General features: G+C 73.2%; 13 protein-coding genes. 8 read left to right on the top strand and 5 right to left on the bottom strand.

The window, feature by feature from the left end; all coding sequences use genetic code 11:
* Positions 1-147: 147 nt before the first annotated feature.
* Complete coding sequence (locus tag AB0I79_RS40780; protein ID WP_357885235.1) at positions 148-1,011, top strand: SDR family NAD(P)-dependent oxidoreductase; 864 nt, start codon at positions 148-150, stop codon at positions 1,009-1,011.
* Here the strand turns inward: AB0I79_RS40780 and AB0I79_RS40775 are convergent.
* The gene (locus tag AB0I79_RS40775) at positions 984-1,928 is read right to left on the bottom strand and encodes an oxidoreductase (protein ID WP_357885233.1); all 945 of its coding nucleotides are present in this window, start codon (positions 1,926-1,928) and stop codon (positions 984-986) included. The two genes, AB0I79_RS40780 and AB0I79_RS40775, sit on opposite strands and share 28 nt — an antisense overlap.
* A gap of 107 nt (positions 1,929-2,035) precedes the next feature.
* On the opposite strand from AB0I79_RS40775, the gene AB0I79_RS40770 reads away from it, so the two are divergent.
* Together AB0I79_RS40770 and AB0I79_RS40765 are read left to right on the top strand one after the other, a co-directional pair.
* The gene (locus AB0I79_RS40770) at positions 2,036-2,659 is read left to right on the top strand and encodes a TetR/AcrR family transcriptional regulator (RefSeq protein ID WP_357885231.1); all 624 of its coding nucleotides are present in this window, start codon (positions 2,036-2,038) and stop codon (positions 2,657-2,659) included.
* Positions 2,660-2,809: 150 nt separating this feature from the next.
* Positions 2,810-3,832, top strand: a complete 1,023-nt coding sequence (locus AB0I79_RS40765) for a hypothetical protein (RefSeq protein ID WP_357885229.1) — start codon at positions 2,810-2,812, stop codon at positions 3,830-3,832.
* Between the two features lie 146 nt (positions 3,833-3,978).
* On the opposite strand, the gene AB0I79_RS40760 is transcribed toward AB0I79_RS40765, so the two are convergent.
* A complete protein-coding gene (locus AB0I79_RS40760; protein ID WP_357885227.1) occupies positions 3,979-4,821 on the bottom strand; it encodes a universal stress protein in 843 nt (280 codons plus the stop codon).
* 483 nt (positions 4,822-5,304) lie between these two features.
* Positions 5,305-5,718, bottom strand: coding sequence for a VOC family protein (locus AB0I79_RS40755; RefSeq protein ID WP_357885225.1), 414 nt, complete (start codon positions 5,716-5,718; stop codon positions 5,305-5,307).
* Between the two features lie 116 nt (positions 5,719-5,834).
* On the opposite strand from AB0I79_RS40755, the gene AB0I79_RS40750 reads away from it, so the two are divergent.
* From AB0I79_RS40750 to AB0I79_RS40735, 4 genes are all read left to right on the top strand, one after another.
* A complete protein-coding gene (locus AB0I79_RS40750; protein ID WP_357885223.1) occupies positions 5,835-6,707 on the top strand; it encodes a sigma-70 family RNA polymerase sigma factor in 873 nt (290 codons plus the stop codon).
* On the top strand, positions 6,704-7,132 hold the full coding sequence (locus AB0I79_RS40745) for a VOC family protein (protein WP_357885221.1): 429 nt from the start codon (positions 6,704-6,706) through the stop codon (positions 7,130-7,132). Before AB0I79_RS40750 ends, AB0I79_RS40745 begins: the two co-directional genes overlap by 4 nt.
* A 284-nt stretch (positions 7,133-7,416) precedes the next feature.
* Complete coding sequence (locus AB0I79_RS40740; protein ID WP_357885219.1) at positions 7,417-10,599, top strand: family 78 glycoside hydrolase catalytic domain; 3,183 nt, start codon at positions 7,417-7,419, stop codon at positions 10,597-10,599.
* A 304-nt stretch (positions 10,600-10,903) separates the two neighbouring features.
* Complete coding sequence (locus AB0I79_RS40735) at positions 10,904-11,350, top strand: DUF4383 domain-containing protein (protein WP_357885217.1); 447 nt, start codon at positions 10,904-10,906, stop codon at positions 11,348-11,350.
* A 41-nt stretch (positions 11,351-11,391) separates the two neighbouring features.
* Here AB0I79_RS40735 and AB0I79_RS40730 read toward each other — a convergent pair whose 3' ends face one another.
* A complete protein-coding gene (locus AB0I79_RS40730) occupies positions 11,392-12,255 on the bottom strand; it encodes a helix-turn-helix transcriptional regulator (protein WP_357885215.1) in 864 nt (287 codons plus the stop codon).
* Between the two features lie 115 nt (positions 12,256-12,370).
* Here AB0I79_RS40730 and AB0I79_RS40725 point away from each other — a divergent pair, with 115 nt between their 5' ends.
* Positions 12,371-13,069 carry an SDR family NAD(P)-dependent oxidoreductase gene (locus AB0I79_RS40725; RefSeq protein WP_357885213.1) on the top strand — a complete coding sequence of 233 codons (699 nt, stop codon included), beginning with the start codon at positions 12,371-12,373 and terminating at the stop codon, positions 13,067-13,069.
* On the opposite strand, the gene AB0I79_RS40720 is transcribed toward AB0I79_RS40725, so the two are convergent.
* Positions 13,002-13,610 carry a hypothetical protein gene (locus AB0I79_RS40720; protein ID WP_357885211.1) on the bottom strand — a complete coding sequence of 203 codons (609 nt, stop codon included), beginning with the start codon at positions 13,608-13,610 and terminating at the stop codon, positions 13,002-13,004. The genes AB0I79_RS40725 and AB0I79_RS40720 overlap by 68 nt on opposite strands.
* Positions 13,611-13,920 lie beyond the last annotated feature (310 nt).

Below are 13,920 nucleotides of genomic sequence, written 5' to 3'. Positions count from 1 at the left end.
TCAACGAGTCGCCGCCCGCCGCCGCGGTGTGACACCCGTGACGGGTGGCGTATGCCACATGCCCGCGGTGTCACAGGCGCCGGGGCCGCCGGCGTCTCATGGTCGTCAAGGCGCATCCGCCACGGGCATGGAGAACGGAAAGACATCATGAGCAAGGTCTGGTTCATCACCGGTTCGTCGCGCGGCCTGGGCCGCCAGTTCGTCGAGGCGGCCCTGTCGCGCGGCGACAGGGTGGCCGCGACCGCCCGCGCCACCGCGAGCCTCGACGACCTGGTGACCGCCTACGGCGACGCGGTGCTCCCGCTCGCGATGGACGTGACCGACAAGGCCGCCGTCCTCGAGAGCGTCAAGGCGGCCAAGGAGCACTTCGGGCGCCTGGACGTCATCGTGAACAACGCCGGCTTCGCCCAGATCGGCGCGGTCGAGGAGCTGACCGAGCAGCAGCTGCGCGACCAGATGGAGACCAACCTGTTCGGCGCGGTGTGGGTGATCCAGGCCGCGCTGCCGTACCTGCGCGAGCAGCGCTCGGGGCACATCATCCAGCTGTCCTCGGCCGCCGGGCTCATCGCCATGCCGCTCGGCGGCGCCTACCACGCCTCCAAGTGGGCTCTGGAAGGCCTGAACGAAGCCCTCGCCGGCGAGGTCGCCGGCTTCGGCGTCAAGGTGACCATCGTCGAGCCCGGCGGCTTCGCCACCCGCGACGGCAAGAACCCCGACCCGCTCGACAACGGCCACGTGGCCCTGCCCGACCCGGCCTACGACGACCTCCGGCTGCGCCTGGGCGCGGTCGCGGGAAGGCAGCCCGCGGGCGACCCCGCCGCCGCCGCCCAGGCGCTCCTCAAGCTCGCCGACCTGGACAACCCGCCCCTGCGGGTGCTCTTCGGCCAGGGCTTCTACCCGATGATCCAGCAGGCCTACACCGACCGGCTCAAGACCTGGGACGACTGGCAGGACCTGTCGGCGCAGGCGCACGGCACGCTCGATCAGCAGGGTGCCGCGGACAGGGCGTAGCCGACGCCGGTGAGGCGTTCGGACAACCGCCACAGGTCGGCGGCCGTGGCGGCGTCGCGGATGGCCCGCTCACGAGTACGGCGGACCGGCTCCCCCCGCAGTTGCAGCAGGCCGTCGGGGACGATGTAGCTGCCGCCGGGCAGGCCCGGCTCGGTCGCCGCGTACAGGGAGGTCTTGGCCCCCTCCAGGGGCGGGCGGAACGCCACTCGCACCAGCAGGCGGGTCAGGGCCGCGTACAGCCGTCCCCTGCTGCTGTTGGCGCCGCCGGTGAGCACGTTGGTGCGGGTGAGCCCGGGGGCGACGGCCATGCTGCGCAGCCTCAGCCCGGCGGCGTCGGCCCGGCGCTGCAGCTCGACGGCGAAGTAGAGGTTGGCCCGCTTGGCCTGCACGTACGCGAACGCCGCGCGGTAGCCGCGCTCGGCGTTGAGGTTGTCCAGGTCGAAGCGGGCGAACCGCTGCCCCTCGCTGCTGACGGTGACCACCCGGGGATCGGGCGCGGCGAGCAGGTGGGGCAGGAGCAGGCCGGTCAGGGCGAAGGTGCCCAGATGGTCGATGCCGAACTGCGACTCGAACCCGTCGGCGGTCCGGGCGTAGGGCACCATCGCCACCCCTGCGTTGTTGACCAGCAGATCGAGCCGGCCGCGCCGCCAGCCGGCGGCGAACTCCCTGATGGAGGCCAGGCTGCCGAGGTCCAGCTGGCGCAGCTCGAGGTGCGCGCCGGGCACCTCGTCACCCATGCGGGTGAGGGCGGCGCGGCCGCGTCCGGGGTCGCGGCAGGCCAGCACGACGTGCGCGCCGCGGCGGGCCAGCTCGCGGGCGGTGACGTAGCCGATGCCGCTGTTGGCGCCGGTCACCACCGCGACGCGGCCGGTCTGGTCGGGGACGGCCTGGAGAGTCCAGGCGGCGGGCTTGCGCATGATGTGCCACCTCGGGGGAAGAACGCGACGGGGAACGTATCGCAACTCGAAGTTGCGATACGCTGATCCTGCCAGTCGCTCCCGAAGTATCGCAACTCGGAGTTGCAATGCAGTCTGATCAGCCCCCCGCCAGGCCGGTCGGCCGCGGCGCCAAGGTACGCGCCGCCGTCCACGCCGCCGCGCTCGCCGAGCTCGTCGACAAGGGCTACGCCGCGCTGACCGTCGACAACGTCGCCCAGCGCGCCGGAGTCCACAAGACGACGGTGTACCGGCGGTGGAAGGATCGCGAAAGCCTGCTCACCGAGGCCCTGGCCGAGCACATGGCCGCCGACATCCCCGTTCCCGACACCGGTGCGATCGACAGCGATCTGCGGGCGCTGGCCCGCTCGCTCGTCCAGGCGTTCACCAGCCCCACCGGGCAGGCCATCCTCGCCGCCATGTTCACCGGGGCGGCCCACCTGCCCGAGATCGCCGCGGCCCGGCGGCACGTGTTCGACGACCGGCTCGCCAGGGCCCAGCCGGTGGTGCTGCGCGCCGTCGGCCGCGGCGAGCTCCCCGCCGGCACTGACCCCGCCGAGCTGCTGAGAACCCTGGCCGCGCCGATCTACCTGCGCCTGCTCATCACCGCCGACCCGGTGGACGAGGCCGTCGCCGACCGGGCGGCGCACGTCGCGCTGGCCGCCGCACGCGCCGGCGCCCTGAGCACTCCCGCCACCCCCGCCGCGCCCTGAGCGCTCCCGCCGCCTCCGCCGCGCCCTGAGCTGGACGGCTCCCAGGACGGAGCCCGCGCTGTGGCCGTTCCCGGGACAGGCCCGGTGGAGATCGCGTACGGTGACCGGTTGATGACCGGTCAAGCCCGTAAGCCACCCGGAGCCTGTTTCATGCGAACCGCAGCGACGATCCTCTCCTTCGTCCTCGCCATCACCCTCCTGCCCGTCCCACCCGCCTCCGCCGCGCCGCTCCCCGGCGGCAAGACCACCTACGTCGTCTCGCAGGGTCACCTGAAGGCCGCCTCCCGGCAGAACTGGCTCCGCCTGGGCAGCTACCGCTTCGCCGCGAACGGCACGGTCAGCGCCTCCCTGTACCTGTGGTGGCAGCGTCATCCCGAGGCCAGGCAGCGCACCGGCATGGTCCCCGACCAGGGCTGCACCACCAAGGCGGGCGGTTCCGCCTCGCGTCCCCGCACCTGCCGGGTGCTCACCGCCGGCGGTTTCACCGGCGCCCCCGACGAGAGCCGCACCGGGACGTACAGCATGGCGGGCGACGTGCTCACCATCCGGTGGAAGATCGCCCAGGCCTGGACGGAGCAGTGGTACGTGCGCCGCTCACCCGACGGCAAGCTGGCCCGCCTCGACCTCAAGCGGAGCACCCTGGCCACGCACGGGTACGGCTACGGCAGCAACGCCACGATCGGCACCCGGCGCGAGATGAGCTCGGTGAAGGCGTTCCCCGGCTCGCTGCGGCAGGACCTGACGAGCTGGGCGGGCGGCAAGCTCGTCACCTCGAACGACCAGCCGTTCAGCCATTCGTCCTTCCGCGCCTGCACGACCACGACCTCGTGCCTGACCTACCTGCAGCCGTCCTCGCGCGGCGCCTGCCAGAAGTCGGGCGGCTGCCCCCACTACGGCGGCGGCACCAAGGCCGGCGTCAGCTCCATCCAGTACTACCTCACGAAGATCTCCAACTCCGACCGCCGCGACACGATGTGGCACTGGTGCACCTGCCTGGCGATGGAGCGCCGCGAGTTCTGCTACACCGGCAACTCGCACGTCAAGCCGCTCATGCAGGTCATCGACGACAGCGGGGCCTTCCGCGGCTGGGTCGGCGCAGAAGCCTCCTTCTCGACCGGCTCGTCGCGGGCGGGGGACATGCTGGCGGTCTTCCGCCTCACGGACTTCCACTGACGCCGCCACCGCACCCGGCCACCCACCCTCACCACCCCCGGCCTCGGCCTGGACCGTGAACGGGGTACCGCCCGGGCGTCGGCCTCCGGCTCCGCGGCCGGCCGGCGGCGGACGTCCCCGGCGACCATGACGAAGACCCCGCGCCGTCAGGCGCGAACCACGGCCACCGGGCAGCGGGCGTGGTGCAGCACGTTCCGGCTGACCGAGCCGAGCAGCGCCGATCCGAGAGCGCCGCGCCCGTGCGAGCCGACGACGAGCAGGTCGGCCCGTTCGGCCGCCGCGGTGAGCGCGTCCACCGGGTGCGCGCTCCGCACGTCCTCGATCACCTCCACCCGCGGGTGGTCGCGGCCGAGCGTCTTCAACCGGTCGCGGACGACCTGGAGCCGCGCGGCGCGGACCTCGTCCATGTCGTACACGATGTCCGGGGCGTAGGCGTGCACCGGGAGCTGCCAGGCGTGCACGGCCCTGAGCGCCGCGCCGCGCAGCTCCGCCTGATCGAAGGCGTAGGCCAGGGCGGGCTCGCACTCCGGCGAGTCGTCCACCCCCACCACGACCTCCCCCTGCGCGGGCAGGTGCGCGGCGTGCACCACCACGACGGGGCAGTGCACGTGCCCGGCCAGGTGCATGCTCACCGAGCCCACCAGCGCGCCGGCGAACCCGCCCAGCCCGCGGCTGCCGGCCACCAGCTCGACGGCGTCTCCGGCCCTCTCGCGCAGCACCTCGGCGGGCCTGCCCGTCACCAGCTCCGTGGTGGCCTCGACGGCCGGCTGCCGCTCGCGGGCCAGGGCCTCCGCCTCCTGCAGCACCTGCCGCCCGCCGCGCAGCAGCGTGTCGGGCAGGGCCGCGTCGGGGCGCTTGCCGACCAGGTACCACGAGGTGTCCACCACGTGCACGATCCGCAGCGGCAGGTGCCTGCGGGCGGCGTCGCCGGCCGCCCACTCCACGGCGGCTCGCGAGGCCACGGATCCGTCCACTCCTACGATGATCACGATTTCCTCCCTCGTCACCTCTCATCGCACCACGCGCGGGCCCGCCAAGGCAGGGCCGGGTGGCCCCGGCGTGAGGGTCCAACGGCTCCGGGAGGGACGGCACATGCCTCACGCGGCGAGCGCCACGTGACCGTCCGCGTCGGGCCGCAGCAGGTCACCGGGGTTGCGTCCGCTCAGGGGCCGCGCGTTCGAAGACACCCGCCGGGCGGGATGGACGCGGCCCCTGCCCGGCCGGCCGGGCTCGCCACTGTGACTGCCGGTCACTGCCACCGATCCGCTGCCGGGCCGGGGGCCGCCTCGGGGATGGGGATCTCCTGCCCCGGCGGGTGCCTGCTTCCATGATCGTTGTACGGGCCGGGGGAGGCAGGGCCGAAAGTCCCCGGCCCGCCGGGACGAAGGGCCTGTACCGGGTCCGGCGCCGGCCCTGACCCGCGCCGGCGCCGGACCGCTTCGTCAGGCCCTTACTCCGCGTTCGTCATGCCCTTACTCCGCGTACGGCTGGTCCCCTCCCCGGGCGCTGTAGCCGAGGCTCCAGATGTAGCCGTCCGGGTCGGCGAACGTGCCGCCGTACCCGCCCCACGGCAACGCCCCGGCGGGCTTGAGGATCGTGGCGCCGGCCTTCTCGGCCTCCGCCATGACCTCGTCCACCCGCTCCTGGCTACGGACGACGTAGGTCAGCACCAGCCCGCTGAACCCGCTGCCCTCCGCGCTCGTGCCCACCTGGCCGGCCAGGCCCTCGCGGCCGTAGAAGCCGACGGGCGAGGCCCCGTCCGATTCGAAGAACACCGAGATGCCGTAGTCGTTCTTGACCTTCCAGCCGAGCCCGTCGGTGTAGAACCGCTTGGCCCGCTCCATGTCCTGGACGCCGAGCAGGATCGAGCTCACGTGCGCTTTCACGTTGTGTCTCCTCTTATCTGTACTGACAGGTGCGACACCGGAGCCGGGCCCCGATGTCACATTTCTCCGTTGTGTCGGTCAATCTGAATGACCGGTGAGACGGAGGAATGTGACAGATGGCCGAACAGGACTGGGTCAGCGAGCGGTTCACCGAGCACCAGGACCGCCTGCGCGCGGTGGCCTACCGGATGCTCGGCTCACCCGGCGAGGCCGAGGACGCCGTACAGGAGGCGTGGCTGCGGGTCAGCCGCGCCGACACCGGGCAGGTGGAGAACCCGGCCGGCTGGCTGACCACGGTCGTCGCCCGCGTCTGCCTGAACATGCTGGAGGCACGCCGCAACCGGCGTGAGGACGCGGCCGGGGCACTGCCTCCCGAGCCGGCCACGCCGCACGCGGGCGTCCAGGCGCCCGGCCGGGCCGGCCCCGAGGACGAGGCGCTGCTGGCCGATTCGGTCGGTGTCGCGCTGATGGTGGTGCTGGACACGCTGGCGCCCGTGGAACGGCTCGCGTTCGTCCTGCACGACGTCTTCGCCGTGTCGTTCGGCGAGATCGGCACCATCATCGACCGCTCCCCCGCCGCGGCCCGGCAGCTCGCCAGCCGGGCCCGGCGCCGGGTGCAGGGCGCGGCCGGCGCGGCCGAGGCCGCGCGGCCGGCGAAGCGGGACATCGTCGAGGCCTTCCTCTCCGCCTCCAGGAACGGCGACTTCGCCGCCCTGATCGAGATCCTCGATCCGGACGTGGTGGTCGGCGAGATCCGCGGCGGCCACGCGGTGGCGACCTTCTTCGCGGGCGGGGCCAAGGCGGCCCGGCTCGCCCTGGTCGACGGCGTTCCGTCGGCCGTCTGGCTGCACCGGGGCCGGCCGAGGGCCGTCTTCGCGTTCACCGTCATCGGCGGCAGGATCACCCGCATCGCCATCGACACCGATCCCGACCGGCTCGGCGACCTCGACATCGTCCTTCTCCCCGCCGCCACCAGGGAGCGGCTTTGAGCGGCCCGCGTCTGAGGCTCTCGCAGTGCGCTCTCGCCGTCCACGACCTGGACCGGGCGCTCGGCTTCTACCGTGACGTGCTCGGCTTCGAGGTGCGTGACGACGTCGAGGCCGGGGGAACGCGATGGGTGAGCGTCGGCCCGCCGGCGCAGCCGGACCTGCGGATCCTCCTCGGATCGCCCGGCGCGGACCCGGGTGTCCCGCCGGCGGACCGGCGGGCGATCGAGGACCTGCTGGCCAAGGGCCTGCTGGGCCGCCTCGTCTTCGTGACCGACGACTGCGACGCCACGTTCCGGCTGCTGGAGGCGGCGGGCGCCGAGGTGATGCAGGAGCCCATCAGCCGGCCGGACGGCGCCCGCGACTGCGCCTTCCTCGATCCGTCCGGCAACCTCGTACGCTTCACCCAGCCCCGGCCCGATCGGTGACCGCGATCTCCCGCCTGTTGAATCGTTTTAGCAGGTCAGGGAGGTCCGGACGGCAGCGCGACTCGAGCTTGAGCGGTCGGCGCGTACCGATACCCGAATCGCAAGGTCCTCAGTGACCTGACGTGCTGCGACCACGTGAACCGTTACTCAAACCTCCCTTGACGGCCCACCTCGCAACGCTTACGTTAACGGCGTCTGCAAGGTTCTTAAATCGTTTTAGGGCCGCAGGGAGTGGTTTCGTGTCCTCATTACGCCGCCGGATCCGCTTATGGGCAGGACTGGGAGTGACGTTCACCCTCGTCCTGGGACAGCCCCTCAACCCCGCGCCGGCCGCCGCCGGCGGACAGCCCCACGTCGAGGTCGTGAACCTGCGCGTGGACGGCCGGCGCGACCAGCCTCTCGGCATCGACAACCCCGCCCCCTTGCTGGGATGGCGGATGACCCCGGCCAGGGGCGCCGCCGGCCATCCGTGCCACCGGCCCGGTTCCCGGGCCGCCTGCCCGGCCGACGCGCAGACCGCGTACCAGATCCAGGCTGCCGCGAGCGAGAGCGACCTCGGGCGCGGGCGGCTGCTGTGGGACTCCGGCAAGGTGCGCTCCGCCACCCAGTCCGGCGTCCGCTACGGCGGGCGGCCGCTCGCCTCGCGGCAGCGGATCAGCTGGCACGTCCGCGTCTGGGACGCCGGCGGGCAGCCGTCGGCCTGGAGCAGGCCGTCCTCCTGGGAGATGGGCCTGCTCCGGCAGGGCGACTGGGGGCAGGCCCGCTGGATCGACCACCCCGGCCGCACCGAATCCCAGCCCATGCCGATCTTCGCCCGCGCGTTCGACCTCGACCGGCGCAGGCGCGTGGCGAGCGCCCGCCTCTACCTGTCCGGCGTCGGCCTGCACCTGCCCACGCTCAACGGCCGCGGGCTCACCGACGAGGTGCTCGCCCCCGGCAACTCCAACTACCAGCTCTCCAGCGAGTACCGCACCTACGACCTCGCCCGCACCCTGCGCGCCGGCGCCAACACCCTCGGCGTCCGGCTCGGCAACGGCCCCGCCTACGTACGGCGCAGCGTCACCAACCCGGCCGTCGGCCGGACCGCGCCCTACTCCTGGTGGCAGAGCCAGCTCAAGGGCAGCGGCACCCTGACCGCGAGCACCGCCCCCGGCGCCACCACCGTGTCCCTCGACAGCGTGACCGGCTACCACGTCGGCGGCACCGTCAACATCGACACCGGCGACGGCGGCGACAACCTCGAGTCCCGCACGATCACCGCGATCGGCGCCTCCGAGATCACCTTCACCCCCGCGCTCGGCAGGCCGCACTCCACGGGCGCGACGGTGACCGGCTCGGGCAACAACATCGCCGCCAGCGACCCGAGCGCCGGCGCGGCGGTGACGCCGCGCCTGATCGCCCGCCTGGAGATCACCTACACCGACGGCCCGCCGGACGTCATCGTCTCCGACCGGAGCTGGCGCACCGCCCTGGGCCCCCTCGTCACCGACGCCTGGTACTCCGGCTCCGACCACGACGCCCGCCGCGAGCAACCCGGCTGGGACTCCCCCGGCGCCGACCTCTCCCCCACCGCCAAGCGCCGCGACGGCACCCCCATGGCCTGGACGGACGCCGGCATCGCACCACCGCCGAACCTCGCCACCCGGCTCGTCGCCCGCACGGCCGAGCCGGTCAAGGCCGTCGAGACCTTCACCCCGGTCTCCGTGACCAACCCCGTGCCCGGCGTCTGGGTGTTCGACCTCGGGCAGAACATCACCGGCCGGCCGCGGCTGAACCTCAGGGGCGGGTTGCCGAGCGGTGTCACCATCCGCATGTCACCCGCCGAATCCCTCGCCGCGGACGGCACCGTCGACCAGGCCTCCCTGATGGGCGGCGGCGGCAACCGGGGGCGCGACCTGTTCAACACCTACACCACCGCCGGCCTGCCCGGCGGCGAGAGCTGGCAGCCGGACTTCACCTACTTCGGCATGCAGTGGATCCAGGTCACCGGCCTGCCCGACGGTCACGTCCCGGCGAAAGACCTGATCCAGGGCGTCCGGCTGCAGGCGGACACGCCCGTCGCGGGCCGCGTGACCACCTCCGACGCCCGGATCAACCGCATCCACACGATGGCCCGCTACTCCTTCGCCGCCAACATCATGTCGGTGTTCACCGACTGCCCCGGCCGCGAGAAGCTCTCCTACCCGGCCGACTACACGATGCCCATGGGCGCCATCCACCGCGACCACGACCTCGCCGCCTACCTCAAGACCACCATGCGGCACCTCACCGAGGGCCAGTCGATCGCCGACACCCCGATGCGCGGCAACGTCGCGCTGAAGACGCCCGTCTACGACTGGGGCTACAGCGGCCGCTTCGGCGACGAGATCAACTGGGGCAACGCCGTCATCCTCGTCCCGGCGATGCTGTACGAGCTGTACGGCGACACCGAGACGATGGCGCGGCACTACGACCGGATGGTCGCCTTCGCCGAATACATCCAGCGCCAGAAGGCCGGGACCGGCGCGGACGCGCACATCGTGGACGCCGCCCTCGCCGACTGGGTGGCCGCCGACCAGACCTCCGGCCGGATCACCGGCACCTGGGGCTACTACGTCATGATCACCAAACTGGCCAGGATGGCCGAGCTGACCGGCCACACCGCCGACGCCACCGGCTACCAGGCACTCGCCGCCGACATCAAGACCGCCTTCAACGCCCGCTTCTACAACCAGCAGCTCCGCCGTTACACCACCGACGGCAACGCCGGCACGACCGGCGCCACCCAGACGGCCCAGGCGCTCGCCCTGGACGCCGGCCTCGTCCCCGACGGGGAACGCCAGGCCGTCCTCGACGCCCTCGTCGAGCTCGTGTACGCCTTCCACCCCAACGGCGAAGGACCGCACTTCAGCGGCGGCACCATCGGCATGGCCCCGACCGTCCGGGCCCTGGCCGACGGCGGGCGCGACGACGTCCTGTGGGAGCTGCTCCAGGAGGACGACCAGCCGAGCTACGGCTACTTCATGCAGTCCACCCCCGCCAACCCGGGCGGCATGACCACCATCGGCGAACGCTGGAACCGCGGCGACTCCAAGAACCACATGATCCTCGCCCAGATCGAGGAGTGGTTCCACACCGGCCTGGCCGGCATCCGCGCCGCCGACGACTCGATCGCCTACCGCGAGCTCGTCATCCAGCCCAAGCCGGTCGGCGACCTCGCCTCCGTCAAGGGCAGCTACGACACCCCCCAAGGCACCGCCCGATCGGAATGGACCAGGACCGGCCGCCGCTTCGAGCTGACGGTCGAGGTCCCGCCGAACACCACCGCCGAGGTGTGGGTGCCGGCCGAGGACCGGCGCCTGGTGGCGGCACCGCACCGGGCCACGTTCCTGCGGATGGACGGCGATCATGCCGTCTACCGGGTCGCCTCCGGCTCCTTCGCGTTCGTGGCGGCGCACACCGGCCAGGCCGCGCGGGCACGGCCGTGATGCGGCCTCCGGGCGGGCTCCCGCGCGGTCACGGGCGCCGCGTCCGGTGAGCACCCGTGGGCGCTTCCCGGCCAGGGCCGTCGAGTCCGGCCGGCCCCTGGAGGGAAGCGCTCCTGCCTCACCGCCGGTCTCCGGCGTGACCGTCCACGGCGGCGAGCGCCGTCCGGCAGAGGCCGAGCAGTTCCTCGTCCTTGCCGACCGCCTTTACAGTGTAGATTTATTCTGCCCAAACCGGCGCCCAGGTGCGGCGACTGACCTCGTGTCTGGGGGTAGGGGGAGGGTCAGCCTATTTAGGGAGGTCCCGATGGACACCCCGCGTACTCTCGCCACCCGCTCCCCGGTGCAGCTCGCCGCGCTCGTCGTCGGCGTGGTCTTCCTGCTCGTCGGGGTGCTCGGCTTCATCCCGGGTATCACCACCGGCTACGACGACCTGCGGTTCGCGGGCCACGAGTCCGACGCGCACCTGCTCGGCGTCTTCCAGATCTCGATCCTGCACAACATCGTCCACCTGCTGTTCGGCATCGCCGGCGTGCTGCTCGCCCGCACCTGGAGCGGCGCGCGCAACTTCCTCGTCGGCGGTGGGGCGATCTACCTGCTGCTCTGGATCTACGGCATGCTGGTCGGCCACGACAGCCCGGCCAACTTCGTCCCGGTCAATGCCGCGGACAACTGGCTGCACCTGGTGCTGGGCATCGGCATGATCGCCCTCGGCCTGCTGCTGGGCCGCCGCCGCGTGACCGCCGGCCGCTGAGCACCACTTCCGCCAGGCGCTCCTGACCGCCAGCGGGCAGGTCAGCGACCTGCGGGCAGGCCGGCGACCGAGGCGAGCCGCAGCTTCGTCTCGTCCTCGCTGCCGGGTACGGCTGTCATGATCACGATCTTGAGCTCGGAGTCGCCGTCGGTCAGCACGTCGCAGTCCACGGTGACCGGGCCCACCGAGGGATGCCGGACCGTCTTGTGGTCCTCGCGGTGGGCGGCCACCGCGCCGGTCGCCCACAGCTCGGCGAAGCGCCGGTTGCCCGCGTTCAGCACGCGGATCAGCTCGGCCAGGCGCGCGTCGCGGGGGAAGCGGCCGGTCGCGCGGCGCAGGTCGGACACGACGGCGGCGTCCGTGCCGTCGCGGTCGGCCTCGACGACGGGCCAGAGCGCGAGGCGGGCGGGGCCGCCGTCGATCGGGAACCTGTCGCGCGCGAAGTTGCGCAGGTGCGGCGGCGCGGAGGAGGGGTCGCCCAGCAGCGCGGCCCAGCCGTGGTTCCACCAGACGAGCTGCCAGTCCGCCGCGAACACGGCGACCGCGACGTCCCCGAGCCGGGTGAGCACGCGGTGCATGCCGGGCGGGATGTGGTCGCGGACGGCGCCGTCCGCCGGCGGGACGAGGCGGGCCAGCCGGTAGAGGTGGTCGCGTTCGGCGGCGGACAGTTGCAGGGCGCGGGCCAGGGACGCCACCACCTGCGCCGAGGGGGTCGTGGCGCGCCCCTGCTCCAGGCGTACGACGTAGTCGACCGACACGCCGGCGAGCTCGGCCAGCTCCTCGCGGCGCAGCCCGCTCGCGCGGCGCGCCGGGCGGACGGGCAGCGCCGCGGCGGACGGGGGCAGGCGGTCGCGCCACGCGCGGATCGTCGCGCCCAGCCCGGCCCCGGGTGGTGTCGTCGTCATGGCTTCCATCCTCGCGCACGCCCGGTCATCAGCGGCGACGTGGACGGTGGTACTGCTGCTCCTACCGTCGAGCCGTCCCTGGCGGGGCCGCCGCGGCCGGACGACCATGCATCACATGACGATCACTTTCATCACCGGAGCGAACAAGGGCCTCGGCCGGGAGACCGCCCGCCGCCTCGTCGAACTCGGCCACACCGTGCTGCTCGGAGCCCGCGACCCCGAGCGGGGCGCGGAGGCCGCCGCCGCGCTCGGCGCGCGGTTCGTCCCGATCGACGTGACCGACGACGCGTCCGTCACCGCCGCGGCGGCGGACGTGGCCCGGCACGAGGGCTCGATCGACGTTCTGATCAACAACGCCGGCGTCCACGGCCCTTCCGGCGATCCCAGCGCTCTCACCGGCGCCGACGCCCTGGCCGTCCTCGACGTCAACCTCGCCGGCGTGGTGCGGGCGACCACCGCGTTCCTGCCGCTGCTGCGCCGATCGCCGGACCCGGTCATCATCAACGTCAGCAGCGGCATGGGCTCCCTCGCCCACACCCACGACCCGTCCAGACCCGAGTCCAGGGTCATCGCGCCGCTCTACACCGCCTCGAAGGCGGCGCTGACGATGCTGACCACCCAGTACGCCAAGGCGCTGCCGGGCATCCGGGTCAACGCCGCCGACCCCGGCTACACGGCGACCGACCTCAACGGCCACACCGGCCCCCAGACGGTCACCGAGGGGACGGACGCGATCGTCGGCCTCGCTACGGAGCATCCCGGCGCCGGCTCAGGACGTCTCGTCGACCGGCACGGGGAGATCTTCTGGTCCTGAGCCGGGCGCCGCGCCGCCCGTAGGACCACGCCCCCACGACCAGCGCGGCTCCCAGGCCGCCGAAGGCCAGCCCGCCGAACAGGATCATCCAGGTCACGTCCCCGCTGCTGGTGAAGGGCGGCACCGGCGGGAACCGGGCGATCACCCCGGCCAGGCCGAGCGGCACCATGACCAGCAGCACCACCCCGTACGTCCCGAGGCAGAGCCCCACGGCCCACGCCGGGATCAGCGGCAGCGGGGCAGGCACCTGCCGCCCCGCGAGCAGCGGGGTCCACCGCGGGAAGACCATCCCCCACCGCTGCACCAGCCCGAGCGCGAGGAACACGCCGAGCAGCGCCGCCAGCACCGTCAGATCGACACCCACAGCCGCCAGCGCCCGGTAGACGGCGTCGCCGTCGCTCTCGATCCCCCGGCGCCAGGCCTCCCCGTCCACGCCGAGGGCGTCACCGCCGAGCGTCCACACCGTCTTCACCCCCGCCCACGGCACCAGCCCGCCCAGCAGCAGATACACCGTCACCCTGACCCGTAGCGAAGCAGTCACGCGCCCCTCCATGTCCCCAGGGTCGCGTGCCTGGGCAGGGACGCGCCTCCCCCGCACGGGGGATCAGCGCGCCGGTTTACCGGCCGCGGCCTTTCCGGCAGTGCCACCAGGCGTGGCCGGGCCTGCCGGCGACGATGAGTGTCGAGGATTCAGGAGCCGTGGAAGCCGGACACGGTTCCGCCGTACTGCCTGCCGGGCTGCCTGCCGGGCTGCCTGCCGGGCTGCCTGCCGGGCTGCCCGGGCGGCCCGGGCGGCCCGGGCGGCCCGGGCGGCCCGGGCGGCCCGGGCGGCCCGGGCGGCCTGCTGGGTG

It is taken from the genome of Nonomuraea sp. NPDC050202 (assembly GCF_040656115.1).
In the GTDB taxonomy this organism is placed as follows: domain Bacteria; phylum Actinomycetota; class Actinomycetes; order Streptosporangiales; family Streptosporangiaceae; genus Nonomuraea.
The sequence above is the reverse complement of the archived record's forward strand: the minus strand, read 5'-3'. Positions and strand labels throughout refer to the sequence as shown.